13 protein-coding genes and 1 pseudogene are annotated in these 15,644 nt (G+C 59.7%); 10 read left to right on the top strand and 4 right to left on the bottom strand.

Annotated elements, in window-relative coordinates; genetic code table 11:
- Positions 1-16: 16 nt before the first annotated feature.
- Positions 17-1,012 carry an ABC transporter substrate-binding protein gene (locus tag ABIB90_RS31970; protein ID WP_354165097.1) on the top strand — a complete coding sequence of 332 codons (996 nt, stop codon included), beginning with the start codon at positions 17-19 and terminating at the stop codon, positions 1,010-1,012.
- 510 nt (positions 1,013-1,522) lie between these two features.
- Here the strand turns inward: ABIB90_RS31970 and nagA are convergent.
- A complete protein-coding gene (gene nagA, locus ABIB90_RS31965) occupies positions 1,523-2,698 on the bottom strand; it encodes an N-acetylglucosamine-6-phosphate deacetylase (protein ID WP_354165095.1) in 1,176 nt (391 codons plus the stop codon).
- Positions 2,699-2,816: 118 nt separating this feature from the next.
- Here nagA and ABIB90_RS31960 point away from each other — a divergent pair, with 118 nt between their 5' ends.
- The 4 genes from ABIB90_RS31960 (at position 2,817) to ABIB90_RS31945 (ending at position 6,086) form a co-directional block, all read left to right on the top strand.
- Complete coding sequence (locus tag ABIB90_RS31960; RefSeq protein ID WP_354202075.1) at positions 2,817-3,755, top strand: glucosamine kinase nucleotide-binding domain-containing protein; 939 nt, start codon at positions 2,817-2,819, stop codon at positions 3,753-3,755.
- Positions 3,756-3,774: 19 nt separating this feature from the next.
- Positions 3,775-4,728, top strand: coding sequence for an N-acetylmuramic acid 6-phosphate etherase (locus ABIB90_RS31955; protein ID WP_354202074.1), 954 nt, complete (start codon positions 3,775-3,777; stop codon positions 4,726-4,728).
- The gene (locus ABIB90_RS31950) at positions 4,725-5,738 is read left to right on the top strand and encodes an SIS domain-containing protein (protein ID WP_354202073.1); all 1,014 of its coding nucleotides are present in this window, start codon (positions 4,725-4,727) and stop codon (positions 5,736-5,738) included. Before ABIB90_RS31955 ends, ABIB90_RS31950 begins: the two co-directional genes overlap by 4 nt.
- Positions 5,739-5,915: 177 nt before the next feature.
- Positions 5,916-6,086 carry a hypothetical protein gene (locus ABIB90_RS31945; RefSeq protein ID WP_354165084.1) on the top strand — a complete coding sequence of 57 codons (171 nt, stop codon included), beginning with the start codon at positions 5,916-5,918 and terminating at the stop codon, positions 6,084-6,086.
- A 327-nt stretch (positions 6,087-6,413) separates the two neighbouring features.
- Here the strand turns inward: ABIB90_RS31945 and ABIB90_RS31940 are convergent, their stop codons facing one another.
- Both ABIB90_RS31940 and ABIB90_RS31935 read right to left on the bottom strand, forming a co-directional pair.
- Positions 6,414-6,872 (bottom strand): DUF992 domain-containing protein, encoded by a 459-nt coding sequence (locus tag ABIB90_RS31940; protein WP_354165081.1) that lies wholly within the window; start codon positions 6,870-6,872, stop codon positions 6,414-6,416.
- A gap of 73 nt (positions 6,873-6,945) precedes the next feature.
- A complete protein-coding gene (locus ABIB90_RS31935; RefSeq protein WP_354165079.1) occupies positions 6,946-7,311 on the bottom strand; it encodes a division plane positioning ATPase MipZ in 366 nt (121 codons plus the stop codon).
- A 71-nt stretch (positions 7,312-7,382) separates the two neighbouring features.
- Between ABIB90_RS31935 and ABIB90_RS31930 the strand changes: the two are divergent.
- The 3 genes and pseudogenes from ABIB90_RS31930 to ABIB90_RS31920 all read left to right on the top strand — a co-directional run.
- Positions 7,383-7,535: pseudogene (locus ABIB90_RS31930) on the top strand (GreA/GreB family elongation factor); the annotation flags it as partial.
- A 197-nt stretch (positions 7,536-7,732) separates the two neighbouring features.
- Positions 7,733-7,957, top strand: coding sequence for a hypothetical protein (locus ABIB90_RS31925; protein ID WP_354165076.1), 225 nt, complete (start codon positions 7,733-7,735; stop codon positions 7,955-7,957).
- A 978-nt stretch (positions 7,958-8,935) separates the two neighbouring features.
- Positions 8,936-11,056: an MASE1 domain-containing protein gene (locus ABIB90_RS31920; protein ID WP_354165073.1), complete on the top strand. Its 2,121-nt coding sequence runs from the start codon at positions 8,936-8,938 to the stop codon at positions 11,054-11,056.
- Here ABIB90_RS31920 and ABIB90_RS31915 read toward each other — a convergent pair.
- On the bottom strand, positions 11,051-11,713 hold the full coding sequence (locus ABIB90_RS31915) for a response regulator (protein WP_354165070.1): 663 nt from the start codon (positions 11,711-11,713) through the stop codon (positions 11,051-11,053). The genes ABIB90_RS31920 and ABIB90_RS31915 overlap by 6 nt on opposite strands.
- 557 nt (positions 11,714-12,270) lie before the next feature.
- Between ABIB90_RS31915 and ABIB90_RS31910 the strand changes: the two genes are divergently transcribed.
- Together ABIB90_RS31910 and ABIB90_RS31905 are read left to right on the top strand one after the other, a co-directional pair.
- Positions 12,271-13,767, top strand: coding sequence for an OpgC domain-containing protein (locus tag ABIB90_RS31910; RefSeq protein WP_354165067.1), 1,497 nt, complete (start codon positions 12,271-12,273; stop codon positions 13,765-13,767).
- 242 nt (positions 13,768-14,009) lie between these two features.
- Positions 14,010-14,504, top strand: coding sequence for a hypothetical protein (locus tag ABIB90_RS31905; protein ID WP_354165063.1), 495 nt, complete (start codon positions 14,010-14,012; stop codon positions 14,502-14,504).
- The last annotated feature ends 1,140 nt before the right edge of the window (positions 14,505-15,644 follow it).

The raw sequence follows: 15,644 nt of genomic DNA, 5'->3' as shown, positions 1-15,644 counted from the left end.
AAACGGAGGATACACCATGGATCGCAGACAATTTCTGACAACCACCGCGGGCCTTGCTCTGGGATCTCTCACGCTCGCAGCGCCCGCGATCGCGCAGGCGAAAACCAAGGTACGGGTCGGCTATCTCCACACCGTCGCCGTCGATGGCCAGATCTGGACAGGCATGGATCGCGGCTCCTTCGAGAAACAGGGGCTCGACCTTGAGCTGCGGCAGTTCAACACCGGCCTGGAGATCTTCCAGGCGCTGATCGGCGGCAGCCTCGACGTGCTGGCCACCGGCGCCGTGCTCTCGAACTTCCCGGCTCGGGGCCAGGGCAAAGTGTTCCTGATCAACGACATTGAGGTCGCGACCGCACAGCTCTGGGTTCGCGGCGACCAGGGCATCAAGTCGTTCGAGGACCTGAAGGGCAAGCGGATCGCCACCGCGACCGGTACCACCGCGCATGTGTTCCTGGATACCGCGCTTCGCGCCAACAAGGTCGATCCAAAGGAGGTCGAACTCGTCAACCAGACCATGCCGGCCGCCGTGACCGCCTTTATCTCTGGCGCGGTCCCGGCCGTCGCTCTCTGGGTACCCTTCAACGTCACGGTTCGCGACAAGGTGCCAGGCGCGGTCAAGCTCGCCGATGCATCAGCCTACTATCCAAAGGCCGCCATCATCGGCGGCTGGGCGGCGGCCAACGATTACTACGAACCAAACAAGGAAACGCTGGCGAAGCTCATCCGTGGTTGGGCGGATGCCAACGACTACATCGTCGCGAACAGCACCGAAGCGATGGATAAACTACAGAAGGGCCACTATAGCCAAACACCGCTGGCCGACATCAACGAGTCATTCAAGGCCCAGAAGATGTTCACGTCCAAGGATTGGAAACGCATGTATTCAGACGGGACGGTCACCAACTGGCTGCAGCAATCGACAGATTTTTTCATGGCTAATGCCGGCATCAAGGACTCTACGCCAGCAAGTAAATATTTTGACTCCACCCTATATCTAAAAACAATTGTATGACCTTGATCGCGTAGGCTGGCGGCTCCGCTGCAAAGACGTCACCACGCCCGCGCTCTCTAAATCATGGAATAAGCTTGCGTGTGGAAGTTAATCTCGATGATGTGGCGGTACGGCCCGCGGTTCCACTTAGCGCTCACCGAAATGCTGTTAGGGGCTGTCTACTGGATCCGTCTCATGTCGCGCTATCAGAATTGATAGCATTGAAAGCTTCTCGGAGAAACTCCGCAGACTGGACCATTGCGCCCCGAACGCAGTGCACCTCTTCAAAGTAATTGATCTTTCTCGCTGTGGCAGGCGTTTCCATGCCGTTTTGTTCACGGTTGTTTCACCCAATTCGTTGCGATTTCGTTGCGGAGTTCTGAGAGAGAACGGCCGCCACTGTTGCCTGACAGGTCTCTTGGAGGCTCTCCCAAGCACCAGCGGAAGAGATGCCGACATCGCCCGCTTCAGTGTCGCGGTTGCGAGTCGGTGGTCCGCTATGAACCGGGCCGCCGACTTGCGTCCTCTCCTTCAATCTTCAGCGTGAAGTTCTCTGCCCGTCGAACCGACACCGCCTATCCATGTGCCGACGATTTCAAAGTTCGGATTGAAGGCGACAAGGTCCGCGCGGTATCCGGGCGCGATCCGTCCAAGCGCGGACTCAAGGCCCAGAAATACCGCGGGAGTCCGAGAAGCCATGATGAGGGCATCGACAAGGGAGATTTCGAGCAGCTTAACAGCGTTGCGCAGCGCCTCGATCATGGTGAGGTGAGCGCCAGCGAGTGTGCCATCGGGGCCCGTCAGGCGATTTTCGTGCAACGTGACCTGCCTTCCTTGCAGCATGAATTGCCGGTCGTCGGTGCCCGCCAATGACATGGCATCGGTGACCAGCATCAATCGATCACGCCCCTTGCAGCGGAACGCAACGCGCAAGCAGGCCGGATCAACGTGGATGCCGTCGCAGATGATCCCTGCAAACAGCCGGTCATCGTCAAGCGCGGCGCCGACCAGGCCCGGCTCCCGGGGGTTCAACTGCGACATGGCGTTGAACAGATGGGTCGCCCCCGAGACACCGCGATCGACCGCCTGCCCGATTTCGGCTGCGGTGGCGTCGCTGTGGCCGGCCGCGATACGCAATCCGGCGTCGATCAATTCATCAATAATGGATGCGGGCACGCATTCCGGGGCCAAGGTCACCATGGAGCGGCCGCACCCCCCAAAACTTTTGATTGCCGCGAGATCGCGCCGGTCCGGCACGCGTATCTCGGCTTCCGGATGAATGCCCTTGCGAGACCTGTTGAGGGCCGGTCCTTCCAGATGAAAGCCGAGAACGCCGGGAATCGTCAGGCAAGCCTGGCCGACTGCAGCCAATCGCTCGATGACCTCGCTGCGATCGGTGATGAAGGTCGGCAAGCAGCCCGTGGTCCCCGCCTTGCGGTGCGCCTCCACGATGCGTCGAACGCCAGCCTCCGTAGGCTGGTCGTTGAGAAGAACGCCGCCGCCTCCGTTGACCTGGATGTCGATGAATCCGGGTGCAAGGATCGCGTCTGCGGGAAGTTGGATTGAGGCGCGCGCCTCCGGCTCGCCGAAGGTGATGCTTTCAATCCGCCCCTGCGAGATTCTGACCGACCCCGGCCCGCGCATGTCGGCACCATCAAAGATGTGCTGCGCGGAAATCGTGGGAGCGGAATAACCAGCGTTGCCCATCTGTATTGACCCGAGAAGGGCAGTCACGGACTCGTGAGGCGAGTCCCGTAGAAGGCCCTCAAATGTACACCAGGCAGCTTCGGCGGGACCTGGAAAGAAACCTCCGCGTTAACTTTCCATGGGAACAAAAGGTACCACGTATCTCGGCATTGATGGCGGCGGAACCCGCTGCCGCGCCCGGATCGAGGACGAAAGCAGCAGGGTACTCGGTGGAGCAAGCGCGGGGCCTGCCACGACGCGGATTGGCTTTGACAATGCTTGGCGGTCCATCATGGAAGCCACTGAAGCGGCAGCCGCACAGGCCGGACTGACGCGCGAGGATTTCGCGCGGATGCACGCCGGAATTGGCCTTGCCGGTCTCGGTCGCCGCGGTGCGGAAGCGGCGCTCAACAAGATCGCGCATCCCTTTGCATCGGTCATCTTCATCAGCGACGGCCTGGCGGCCTGTCTCGGCGCCCATAGCGGTGCGGACGGGGCCATCGTGGTAGCCGGCACGGGCTCGGTGGGTGTCGGCCTGATCGACGGCCGCGAAGTCCGTCTCGCCGGTTACGGCTTTCCCGTGTCGGACGAAGGCAGCGGTGCCGACATCGGCCTGCAGGTTGTTCGACTGGCGCTGCGGGCCGCGGATCGCCGCGGCGAGCTGACCCCATTGCTTTCAGAGGTGCTGGGCGCCTTCGATCATGATCCCTATCAGGCGGTGGCCTGGTCTGAAGAAGCCAGGGCCACAGACTACGCAGCGTTCGCGCCGATCGTGATGCGGCACGCTAATCAGGGCGATCCGGTCGGCCGTCGCATTGTCGAACGCGCGGCCGATGCCATTGGCGATCTGCTTGATCTTTTCCTGGCGAGAGGAATTGACCAGCTTTCGCTCGTAGGCGGGCTCGCGGATGCCATTACGCCGTGGCTGACGCCAGGCCTGCGCGCGCGCCTGAGGTGTCCTGATGCCGACGCGGCGGCCGGCGCATTACTGGTGGCGCGAGGGCGGCTTGAGGTGCCCAACAAAGACCTGCCCAAGAGAGAAGCTGACCAGGAGCAGGCTTCAAAGTTCCGCGTTTGATGGAGCATGGATCAATTATATGGCCACCGAAGAAGTCGATCTCCGCTTTGCCGATCTTGATGCATGGCAGCTCGCGTCAGCGATGGAAGCGATGTGGGAGGGCCAGCTTGCGGCAGTCGCGGCGATCGGCCATGCCCTTCCCGCGATTACTGCAGCGACCGAGGCCGCCAAAGCGGCGCTGGGTGATCATGGACGCATTGTGTATGTCGGCGCCGGCACCTCGGCCCGCGTGGCGGTCCAGGACGGCGCCGAGTTGATGCCGACCTTCGCATGGCCCAGCCAGCGCGTTCACTTCATCGTCGCCGGCGGAGACAGCGCGTTCGTCACGAGCATCGAAGGTGCTGAGGACGATATCGATGACGCGGTCACACAGATCAATGCCGCGCGGCTCACCCCGCACGACGTTGTGATCGCCGTTGCCGCCAGCGGAACAACGCCATTCACGGTCGCGGCGCTGCAGCAGGCAGGCTCTTTTGGTACAGTGACGATCGGCGTTGCAAACAATCCTGGCACCGTACTGCTGGCGTCGGCAACGTTTCCGGTGCTGATCGCGACCGGCCGCGAACTGATCGCCGGCTCCACGCGGATGAAGGCGGGCACCGCGCAAAAGGTCGTGCTGAACCTGATCTCCTCAGGAATCATGCTGCGCCTTGGCCGGGTGTACCGCGGCATGATGGTGAACATGCAGCCGACGAATGCCAAGCTGAAGCGGCGCGCCGAGGCCATGGTGGCGCAAATCGCGCACTGTGATCCGTCGCACGCGGCACACTGGCTTGAGCAGGCCGAGGGAGACATCAAGACGGCTGGCCTGCTGGCGTTGGGTGTCGACAGGGTCGATGCCGAGACCATCCTGAAAAAATGTGACGGCAATCTTCGGCGCGTGTTTGCCGAGCTCGCCGGGGATCGTGACTCGCATCCTGACCGGCATCCCAAGCAAGCGGCGCGGAAGCAAGGCGGAGCGCGCGAGCCGTGACGACATCCGCGATGGCGAGCGAAATAGGGGAAAGCGCGGATGTTGTTGCCAAAAGCCTTGGTAATCGCCCGGCCACGCGCGACATCGCGCGGCGAATTGGGATTGGCTGTGCGCCCCTGTGCGTCGTGTGCGGCCGGGGCAGCTCGGGGCATGCCGGGGTTTACTTGAGATACCTTGTCGAGACGCGGCTTCGCCTTCCCGTTTCAGCCAGCGCTCCTTCGGTGATCACGGCTTTTCGCACGCCGTTGATGCTGCGCCATGCGCTGTTCATCGTGATCTCGCAATCCGGGCGCAGCCCGGATCTTGTCGCGGCGACCAGGTCGGCGCGCGCCGCGGGCGCCCGCACCATCGCCATCGTCAATGCGACGTCGTCGCCGGTGGCTGACGAAGCGGAATTCGTCGTTCCGATCGAGGCCGGCCAGGAGCACTCCGTAGCGGCGACCAAGACCGTGATCGGCTCGATGGCCGCCGGCGCCGGACTTGTTGCTGAGCTGGCGGGAGATCAAGCGCTGCGGTCAAGCCTCGACAGACTGCCCGAGCGCCTGCACCGCGCGCTGGCACTCGACTGGTCCGGGATTGCCGATGGTCTCGCCAAGGCGTCAGCTGTGTTTGTGGCGGCGCGGGGCCTGGGCCTGGGCTCGGCGCGAGAGATCGCGCTCAAACTGTCGGAAATCTTGCGCCTTCCTTCCATTGGTCTGAGCGCCGCCGAGCTGCAGCATGGGCCACGCGCTGCGTTATCGTCGCGCACGCCGGTTATCATGATGCGCCTCTTGGATGAAACGGCGGCCACAGTGGACGCGCTGGCAGACGAATTGCGCGAACAAAACATCGCGCTACATCTATGCGGCGGACCGCATGGCTCCCTACCCTGGTTGGCCGAGGATGACCCCGCCACCGACCCGATCACCATGCTGGTTCCGGCCTATCGGATGATCGAGCAGACGGCGCGGGCCTGCGGGTTTGACCCAGATCATCCCCCTCGCCTGAGCAAGATTACCGAAACCTTCTGACGGCTGACCAATCGATAGCGGGCCACCGAAAGCACTTCGCACAATTCGAGCCGGGTGGTGGGCTGGCTTGGATCGGCTCGGGCCGGTTACGGGAAGCGGCTCGCCGATCTTTCTGGTGCGATCATGAATGTTGAACCATATCAGAGCTTGAGGGTTCATCACGATGCGGGGTGCACTATGGCAAAGGAAACCAAACCTTTGCGAAAGCACGCTGACCAGGCCGAGCGAATGGCGAAAGCAACCGCCGACCCGGAAATCTCGGAAAACTTCTTGAACCTGGCAGGGGCGTATCGCAGTCAAGCGGACGTGCTGAAGGCCAAGCGAAAGCAGGAAAAGAAGCGCCGCTGACCGCGGCTTCCGAAATTCGCCTTGAACATTTGACCGCAAGATCGATAACGCTGGCGCGCTTTGGCTACCCCGACCAGGCGAGGTTCTGCGTGCCCCGACATCATGCGAGGAGCAGAAGCGAGATCTGCTCCGCCGGTGGGCGTTAGACGCATACCGCCTCGTAGCGCCCGCAAAGCAAGGCATGCAGTCGGGTGCGGCCTCGGAGCTCAATGAAGCCATTGATGCGCTGATCGATCTTGACGGCGGCACGGCTTCCTTTGCAAGACCCGGAGAAAGTGCACGGGCTGCGTGATGCAGAAGCCCGTTCGCCGATCCGATCTGCGCAACTCACTGAGCTCCGCGACTTGGAGGGGCAGTGGTCGGCTGCAGCTCCATCGTGGATACACCCGCGGCAATGTTCATACCGGTCTGCGCCTGCAAGGACATCGGCTGCAGGGCGATTGTAGGATTCGAGCCTCCCATCAGGATGTTGGCACCAACTCCGACCCCCACGGTGCTACCGGCGGTCGCACCAGTATAGGTTCCGGCTAATGCCGCCCGGCCCAGCGTGGTCGGCGCAAAAACGGCCCAAGTGAGCTGGCCACCGGACGTGGCGCTGATATCGAGGCCCAGTGCAGTAACGGTCCCGACATAAGCCTCGCGGGCCCTGCCTTTCGCCGACTTGTACTTGCAGCTCAGTTGCCGCTGTCCTGCGACAATCATTCCGACTCCGGGCGACAGGCTACAGGTGAGCGTACCGACTCGCGTTCGCGCTGCGTCCCTGGGCAGCTGCCGGCACCATGCCAAGTGTGAGCGTCAGGGCCTTCAAGGATCCCTAATGATCCCATAAAAGCGAACGGACCTGTTTCGCTCAACGTGCCTACGACGGAGGCGGACACCTTGCAAGAGATGCAAGACCGTCTGGTCGATCCCTCGCCTGATCACGAAACGCTGATCTCAATGCATCTACGACGCTCTGCACCTCGCGCTCAGCGACCGGATGCGCCGCATCGGCGTCGATACCGGGCGTATTGCCGTCCAGCCCCGAAAGGCCGCGGGGAAAGAGATTCCGGTAAACCGGACGCTCAGGCAGCCCGGCGCTGGTTCGAAAGCCCAGCGTCAACCCCAGTTCGTTCAAGCTTTCAGAGAGCACCGCTTTAGCTGAGACCGGATCGGGGGAAAACCGGTTGCGCAGCACGACCCAGTCGATGAGCGTGCCATCGACAGACCGGCGATGGCGACGCATTTCGCGGACCAGCTCCCCATACGCCAACGACGCCCAGCGTCACGGCATCGAGCTTCCCCAGCACGTCGACCGGCGAGCCCGAGGCCGATGCAGAACAGGGCAAGATCTCTGTCTTCTCGTCGCTTGCTCGCGCGCTCATCGGAAAGACGAAAGAAGCCACTGTAGAGGTTCTTTCGCCTCGCGGGGCGAAGGCCTACAGGATCACCAGCGTGGAATGGCGTTAAGCTGAGTGCCGGCCCATATGGCGGGAACAAGTAATGGCCTCGGCTGGATCCGCGCATCTCCATTTCATTCGAGCGGGTGAAGGTAGTTTGTCGAAGCCGCTGATCTCCTCCACCCGCGCCGCATCGTTCAGCGTGACCATCCCTCTTTGTACAACCAATACTCCCTCGTTCCGAAGTTCTTGGATCAGCCGATTCACGTGAACCGCGTCATCGGCCGGCGCCTCTCGTCGCGCGTGAACGACTTCATCGCGCGCTTGTCTTCCCACGTCTCCTGGCGCCGTCACGAACCGAAGCGGCCTGCCCTCGAAGATCGCATCGCGGTCCGCCTGCCTCTGGTGGCGGCTCTTAGGCTGAGGATGTCGGAGATCGATCTCGTCACGACGGTCTGCAAGTCGCCGGCGATTGGCGCCTTCCCTTACTGAACTTTATCTGTCGACCATCATGGCCTGGCCCCGGGCCAACCGGCAGGCGCGCAAAGTGCTTATTGTGCTCGAGGAAGATGCTTGCTGCGCAGAGCTACGAGTGCTGAAAGCGCCTATTACCGAAACGTGCCGCCGACGTGATCGTTACCGCGCAAAGGATCGCACTCGTCACGAAGGATCCCACGCCGCGATTTCCGCATTGATTGGCGATCACGAGGCGCTCAAGAAGCATCTAGATTTACTCCGCAGCGATAGCATTACAAACCGCGTTCGTGCCCTGCTGGCAATGGAGCCACGGACACGCCATCCCGTATTCTCGACCGCCGCGCAGGCGCTTCAGTGGTGCGACGATCCGTGGCCACAACGCCTCTCGAACTTAAGCACATTCAATTTCGAAGATTTCTGCCGTGACCCGGCCGATTATTCCTCTCCTTGCCAACGGAATCACTCGAGACGCTCGCACCTTTAATGCGAAGGTTCCTGACAGGCGCCCCGCTGGGGCTGAACTACAAGCGGACCGGGGCGGCAGCGTCATGCTACGCCTCCGATGCTTCCATTTTTGAGTGAAGCTTGCGCGCCCTCGTCGCGCCGTACGCAGACTTATCGTGCAAGTAGTTCAGTCCCGAGACTCCAACGAGAGATAGGGCTCTCGACGTAGAGACCGACCTGATCCCGATCCCAATCCGGACTTTCGGAGAGCCTATCTTCGTCGTACGATGCGTCCCCCCAAAGCTCGGGGGGAGACGACGCGAATTCGGGGGCGCAACGTCCCACTGGTTCTGAGGCAATTCGCGGGATTAAACAGCAAGTCGGCCAAATGCTCCATCGCACGCGCCGTCTCTTAGTCCGCCAGCAGACCGCGGTGATCAATTCGATCGGAGCGCATCTGCCGTATCGACCTTGTGATCTTTGATCTTCGACCAGCGATCAAAAGTCAGTCTCGATGGACGAGCCAATTGCCTGGTCCAGGCGTCGACAATGTCCGATCCACGATCATTAGCTCTCAGGACAAATTCTAGCCGAGCTATCAGCTACGTCATCGATCTGGTCGCAATTGGAGCCATCTATCTCGTCTTGGCAAAAGGCGGGCTTACTCTCGCCTCCATTCATCCCAGTGCAACGCCAATTTGGCCACCGACGGGTGTCGCGCTGGCGGCGGTGCTGTTGCGGGGATATCGGACCTGGCCAGCAATTTTTGCGGCCGCGATGATCGCTAATGTTACGACGGCAGGCTCCGTTGCCACCGCAATTGCGATTGCGGCCGGTAACTCTCTCGAAGCAGTTACTGGCGCTTATCTTATTAATCGATGGTCGGGTGGGTGTAACACGTTTTCAAAGCCCGACTCTGTCGCGAAGTTTGCTGTGATTTGCGTCGTGATCGCGACACCGATCAGTGCCAGCATTGGACTGACCAGTCTGGCAATCTTCGGGTACATCGAACGGCAGAATTTCGCGGACGCGTGGATCACCTGGTGGCTGGGCGACGTGACTGGCGCGCTGGTCATTGCCCCCGCGATCGTGCTTTGGACATCGAGCCGCTATCATGCCTTCAATTCCCGTGAACTTCTGGAGACGGTCGGCGTGCTCACGACAGCGTCGGTTGTTGGGCTGATTGCATTCAGCCCCCTGATCGAGCAGACGCCCGGCCGAGATCCACTCGGTTTTCTCGCCATCCTGCCCATGTTATGGGCGGCGCTGCGTGGCGGGCCACGCGATACCGCAACGGTTGCCCTCGTGCTTGCGGGTATCACGATTTGGGGAACGCACACGGGCGGCGGCCCATTCGCGACGCCAGATCCCAATGCGTCATTCCTGCTCGTGTTGATGTTCTTGATCAGTATTACCGTTCCAAGCTTGCTGCTGAGCGCTGATGTCGAGGTCCGCAAGAAAGCGGAACGAAGCCTGCGCCGCGCGCACGTCGAACTCGAGCAGAAAGTCGCAGAGCGTACGCAGGAACTGGAGCTCGCCAACGCAGCGAAATCGCGCTTTCTCGCCATGGCAAGCCATGATTTGCGGCAGCCCTTACATGCGTTGGGGTTGTTCGTCGCCCAGCTGCGCACGCCGCTCAAACCGGAAGAAAGGACAAAAACGGTCGAACGAATCGACGCCACCCGCAAGGAAATGGACGAAATGTTCAATTCGCTCCTGGACATTTCCAGGCTGGATGCCGGGATGCTTATCCCCCAAATCACCGAGTTCCCGCTCGGGCGCCTGTTGCAAAAAATCGAGACGGCGTTTGACCAGGCGACGCAAAAAAAGGGTCTGCGGCTACGCGTCAGGCCGAGTGACGCATGGGTGCGAAGCGACTCGATGCTGCTCGAACGCATCATGCTGAATCTTGTATCAAATGCGGTACGCTATACCTTGCGGGGCGGTATCCTGGTCGGATGTCGTCGGCGTGGTGAAATGTTGCGTATCGAAGTATGGGATACCGGTCCTGGCATTCCCGAGGACCAAAAGCACAATATCTTTGGTGAGTTTTTTCAGATCCCCACCGCCGAACAGAACCGGTCCGGCGGACTGGGCCTCGGCCTCGCTATCGTCGACAAGCTTCGCGTGCTTCTCCACCATCAAATCGACCTGGCTTCGACTATGGGCCGAGGTTCGCGATTTGCGATCCTGGTTCCGAAAATCGATCAATGCGTCAGGTCCGCGGCGCCCGCCGACTTACCATACCCCGGTGCCTTCGCAATCGACGGCAAGGCAATTCTCGTTGTTGCCGATACTCCGATCGTGCAGGAGGGAACGGGCGGATTGCTTAGCAAATGGGGATACTCGGTTCTTGCCTCCGGATCCGACGAACCTGCACTTGTCCAACTTGCCGAGCGCGAACAGCGCCCAGATCTCATAATCTCGGACTATCATCTCGCAAGCGGGAAGACCGGCATCCGGGCAATTGAACAAATCAATGCGGCGTTTGGCTCGTCAATTCCCGCCATTCTCATCAGCGGCGATACCGCAGCTGAACCTCTGCGGGACGCTAGGGACAGAGGCTACATTTTGCTGCACAAGCCGGTCGACCCGATGCGGCTCCGCGCTGTCATGCATGAGCTCCTCAGGGATCATGATGGTGGAGGAGGCACCGGGGCAGTGTCATGATTCAGACTTCGGCGGCCATTCCCAGCCCATTTTTCCGACTTTTATGACGGCCTCCGTGCGGGTCGCTACGCCGAGCGCCTTGAGAACGACCGTCATGTGATTCTTCACTGTCGGCACTGCCATATTGAGCGTCCTGGCAATGACCTTGTTGCTTTTTCCCTTCATCAGGAGCGCAAGTACGTCGATCTGACGATCGGTCAATCCTCGCCCCTTGAGTGAGTCGCGAGCCAATGGTTTATCCGCAAACCGCGGACCTGCCGTTTCCTCCAGCATCTCCGAGGGAATGTAAACTCCGCCGGAGAACACCAACTCAATAGCATTGAGCATCACTTCACGTTCCGTGGTTTTCGGAATGAAACCCAGCGCGCCAAGTTTGAAAGCGCGCCTGACCGTGTCCTGATCATCGGAGGACGAGAGAATGATGATAGCAATCGTCGTATAGCGATGGCGCAGTTCGCAAAGGACAGAGAAGCCGTCGCGGTCAGGCAAATTGATATCGAGCAAAATGAGGCTGATATCGGGATGCTCCTCGACGATGCGCATGGCCTCTCGACTGCTCGAAGCCTCGAATATCACGGCTTCTCGCTTCAATTGCTTCAGGACGCCGTGCAACGCCTCGCGGATCAATGTGTGATCGTCAACAACAAGAACCTTCATAAAAATGCTCTCCGTCCAATGACCGCCCGGAGATCAATGAAAAAATCATACACCCACCTTGGAAACCGTTCACCTTCTATCTCTGGTCCAGTGGTTCGCCGTCAGGCACTCAAAGTAGGAGCCGAGTGCTGCTGTGCGTTATGGTTGCAACCGACACACAATCGTAATGAGCAAGGACTACATGAAGCGCGGTCCTCGCTGCCCCACCGTCCACGCGCGCGATGAATTGCTCATCGCGTGGTTGAAGGTATCAAATAGATGCCGCCGCCCCGACAGTACCTTCGTCATAGGACCTAGGCACCTCTTCGTACCGACCTGCGGCCAATTTACACACTGCGCAACTTAAACGATGATGTCGACGGTCACCCTCTCCACCAGCGTTTTACTCAAGCGCGGCCATATGATCATTGTCGCGATTGGTGTCGTGGCCAGGTCGACGTGAAGCAACGCTGGACTGCGGCGCTGTCACGACCGGAGCAGGGCCGCGCTTTTGGTCAAATCGGTCGCTTTCGATCGTTCCTCTTTAAGCGTGCGCGCACGCTAGACGAGGCAAGCCAATGCTAACCGCCACCCCGAAGCCATCAGCGGCCGCACTGCCGGAGCTGAAAGCCAACGGCCGCGACCTGCGGATTGACGCCTGCCGCGGCATCGCGCTCTGGTGCATCTTTCTTGATCATGTCCCCAATAACATTGGAAGCTGGCTGACGCCGCGAAACTACGGCTTCAGCGATGCGGCGGAACTGTTCATGTTCGTCTCGGGCGTCACCTGCGCACTGGCCTACGGAAAGGTATTGAGGTGCGAGGGATGGAGTCTCGTGATCCGCCGAACGCTGCGGCGAAGCTGGGACATCTATATCGCATTTCTGCTGCTCACGCTCGCCTGCGCCCTTCTAGTCCACATCGCTGGCGTGGAACGCCTTGCTGACGAGAGCAATACGCGCATTCTGTTGGATCAGCCCGGCGCGACGCTCGCGCACGCGGCGATCCTGCAGTATCGTCCGGTCAATACAGACGTATTGCCGATCTTCGTGCTTCTCCACCTTTTGTTCGCGCCGTTGCTGTGGTTGCTGCTGCGACTGCCGAACGTGACGCTTGGCGCCTCGCTGGCGCTTTATACGCTGGTGCATATATTCGGCTGGTCCTTGCCGGCGTGGCCGAACGGCCACTGGGCTTTCAATCCACTGGCCTGGCAACTGCTCGTGGTCCTTGGCGCGTGGGTGATAATCGAGGGCGAAAGAGTGCGCCCCTGGCTAACGTCGCGCATGGTGCTTGTGCCTGCTGTTCTTTATCTGGTCTTCAGCCTCGCCATCGTATTGAGCTGGAGAATCAAGCCGCTGGAAGCGTTGATACCGAAGGGCCTGACGAACTTGGCTTACCCGATGGACAAATCGAATCTCGATCCGTTGCGTCTGTTGCATTTCTTGGCTCTTGCGGTTGTAGCGGTATGGTTCGTGCCACCCAATCGACAAGCATTGACGACTGCGGTGATGCGCGGCGCCATCCTCTGTGGCAAGCACTCATTGCCAATCTTCTGCCTCGGCGTTCTGCTCACGCTCGTCAGCCTCCTGGCGCTGCTCGACATATCTGAGGGGCTTGCGATGCACATCACGCTCAGCGTTGGTGGCGTCCTAACGATGATCGTGGCGGCGACGCTGCTGAACTTGATCAAGATCAAACCCAGGCCGCAGCCGACCGCTGTCCCGCCTATGGGTGTGCGCGACACTGTTGGCTGGCGCCCCCTGGAAGCGTTTCGACGAGGACCGCGCGAGCTCGCATGGGCCGCCAGCCAGAATGTCATCATCGGTTGCCGGTTCGGGGAGAGGCAATCCCACGGGGTGCTTCGCGTCGCAGACGAATTGGTAGCGCTCAAGGCAGATGTCATCGCAGCGTCGCCGGCGACTGCAACCATGGTGGCCAACAATGCAACCGCACGGTTCTACAGTCGTAGTATAGCTGTTGACACGTCGGTGCGGACACTTCCCAAAGACCAGAGCTGCTCTGAAAGATCGTCCCATATCCGACATGTCGTCGCTTCCAGCTCGGCCAGCCCGTAGCCGTGCGCTAGCCAGAGGGCCGCAACCCTTGCACCAGAAGGGACCTCAACAAATCTCACCCTTGCCGAAACCGCATCAGATTCAAAGAAACCGATCGTTCTTCTGCCGCTCATAACGGCCTAGTTGCCACTCCGATTTCAGGCTGAACTAGCCACCAAATCAATAGCTGGTCAGGGCTCTATTGGAGGCGGTCTCGAAGTCTCGCCCCAAGAGCCGTGCGCTTTGTCACTAGGGAGAAACAGTTGGCGAAGTACGCTTACGTCACCCTCGCAACGTGGCTGGGCCGTTCCGTTGTCGTTAAGGTGGCACACATCTTTGAAAGGACCGGACTGGCCATGGTTGGCGGCGCAGGCGGCCTGTACGTGGGCGTAGGACTGATGCGCATGGAAACCGAGTTGTTTCGAAATGAATGGATGGTCCTTTTGATTGTGCTTTACGGGGCTTTTGGTTTCTATATGGGCATCGATCTGCCAAGCCGTATTGCACACACAATAAGATTCCAACGGCCGGAAGAATTGAGCTTCGGTGCCGACGACGCGGCGGCGCTCGCCAGCGCGGCCGGAACTTTCTTTGCGGCGCTCGCTTTTTTTCTGTCCGTCAGCATGATTGTCCTCGATGAGACCGTAGGCGATGGATTCAGAGTTCTGGTGGGATGCTGTTGGGCGACTGGCACTTCGTTTCAAATTGCTGCCGGTGCGATAGGCCGCAGCACACTCGGAGGACCTGGGCATGAGTAAAGATAAATCAATGTCGCTCTGGACGCCCGAGGATTTAAGCAGAAAGGCCAAGGAAGACGCTGAGAACGACAACTACAATCCACCGCATTCATGGTGGCCCGGCCGATACAGCGTAGGTACCGAAGCCCGCGACAGGTACGATCGAGCTTTTGATCTTCATCACAGCGACGGGAACGAGTACTAGGCGCTTCAGGTGCCCTCTTCTTTCAGCGATCTTTGTTTGCATCAGATTTGCTCGGGCCAGAGAACGCAATGACAGCGTCTTCCTTCATTTCGAAATGCTTGTTGCCTGTTGACGCCTGAGTTGACAGCGCACGGCGATCGAGATGTCGGTTTACGGAGGGCGACCCTCGCTGATGGACGTGCTCACCTCAGCTTTTGAACCCTACGGCACATTCGGCGCGACGATCCGCGGCCCGCGCCGGGTGGCCGCTCTTAAAATAAGAACCAGGAACGGCCGCGCGCGGCACTGATCGACCGCAAATACAGGAACGCGCCTAAGAACGTCCCGTAGTTCTTGCGAAAGTCGCCGTTCAACCTGGCGATTTTCGATAGCTCTGAAGAAGGTTCAACGTCTGACATGGGCTGGTTCCGGCTTTATTGCACCAGCACCCTATGAACCACCGTTTTGCCCGACGGCGCAAGTCAAATTTCTGTTTTTCCGCATCTTAATTCTTGACGCTCAGGCTGATCGTGGTCAGGTCCACCTTCTTCCCAGTCTGTTCAATCCTGCCGCTCTCGTAACCGAGAGTAAGGCCAATGTTGAAATGCTCGAACGTTCGGCCGCTGTAGAAATCGCGGTACCAGCTGTAAGTGACGTTCAACAGCCATTTGGGTGGCGGCGGAGGCTTGTTCGGGTCCGCGTCGGTCGTGTCGTGGGGAATGAAGTGAAAGAAAGTTGGGCGACCTGATCGGTGGATCGGGGAATAGAATAGTTATGTCGCAACACTTGTCGAGCGTCATTCGCGCTACGTGATGCTGGTCAAGGTTGCGAAGGATATGGATGGTGAATCGGGATCGTCCTACGAACCCGGCGTCCCGAACGCAGTGAATATCTTCTAAGTTGTTGATTTTTCTCGCAGTGACAGGTGTTTTCGTCTCCTTTTGTTCACGGTCGTTTCACCCAATTCGTTGCGATTT

The organism is Bradyrhizobium sp. JR4.1 (genome assembly GCF_040548605.1).
GTDB classification, from domain to species: Bacteria; Pseudomonadota; Alphaproteobacteria; order Rhizobiales; family Xanthobacteraceae; genus Bradyrhizobium; species Bradyrhizobium canariense.
The sequence above is the reverse complement of the archived record's forward strand: the minus strand, read 5'-3'. Positions and strand labels throughout refer to the sequence as shown.

What these genes read in the sequence shown, in the direction of transcription:
- ABIB90_RS31970 (WP_354165097.1), top strand. Translation starts at nt 17, where the DNA reads ATGGATCGCAGACAATTTCTGACAACCACCGCGGGCCTTGCTCTGGGA.
- ABIB90_RS31935 (WP_354165079.1), bottom strand. Translation starts at nt 7,311, where the DNA reads ATGCGTCGCCATCGCCGGTCTGTCGATGGCACGCTCATCGACTGGGTC.
- ABIB90_RS31955 (WP_354202074.1), top strand. Translation starts at nt 3,775, where the DNA reads ATGGCCACCGAAGAAGTCGATCTCCGCTTTGCCGATCTTGATGCATGG.
- ABIB90_RS31915 (WP_354165070.1), bottom strand. Translation starts at nt 11,713, where the DNA reads ATGAAGGTTCTTGTTGTTGACGATCACACATTGATCCGCGAGGCGTTG.
- nagA (WP_354165095.1), bottom strand. Translation starts at nt 2,698, where the DNA reads ATGGGCAACGCTGGTTATTCCGCTCCCACGATTTCCGCGCAGCACATC.
- ABIB90_RS31920 (WP_354165073.1), top strand. Translation starts at nt 8,936, where the DNA reads ATGTCCGATCCACGATCATTAGCTCTCAGGACAAATTCTAGCCGAGCT.
- ABIB90_RS31910 (WP_354165067.1), top strand. Translation starts at nt 12,271, where the DNA reads ATGCTAACCGCCACCCCGAAGCCATCAGCGGCCGCACTGCCGGAGCTG.
- ABIB90_RS31945 (WP_354165084.1), top strand. Translation starts at nt 5,916, where the DNA reads ATGGCAAAGGAAACCAAACCTTTGCGAAAGCACGCTGACCAGGCCGAG.
- ABIB90_RS31960 (WP_354202075.1), top strand. Translation starts at nt 2,817, where the DNA reads ATGGGAACAAAAGGTACCACGTATCTCGGCATTGATGGCGGCGGAACC.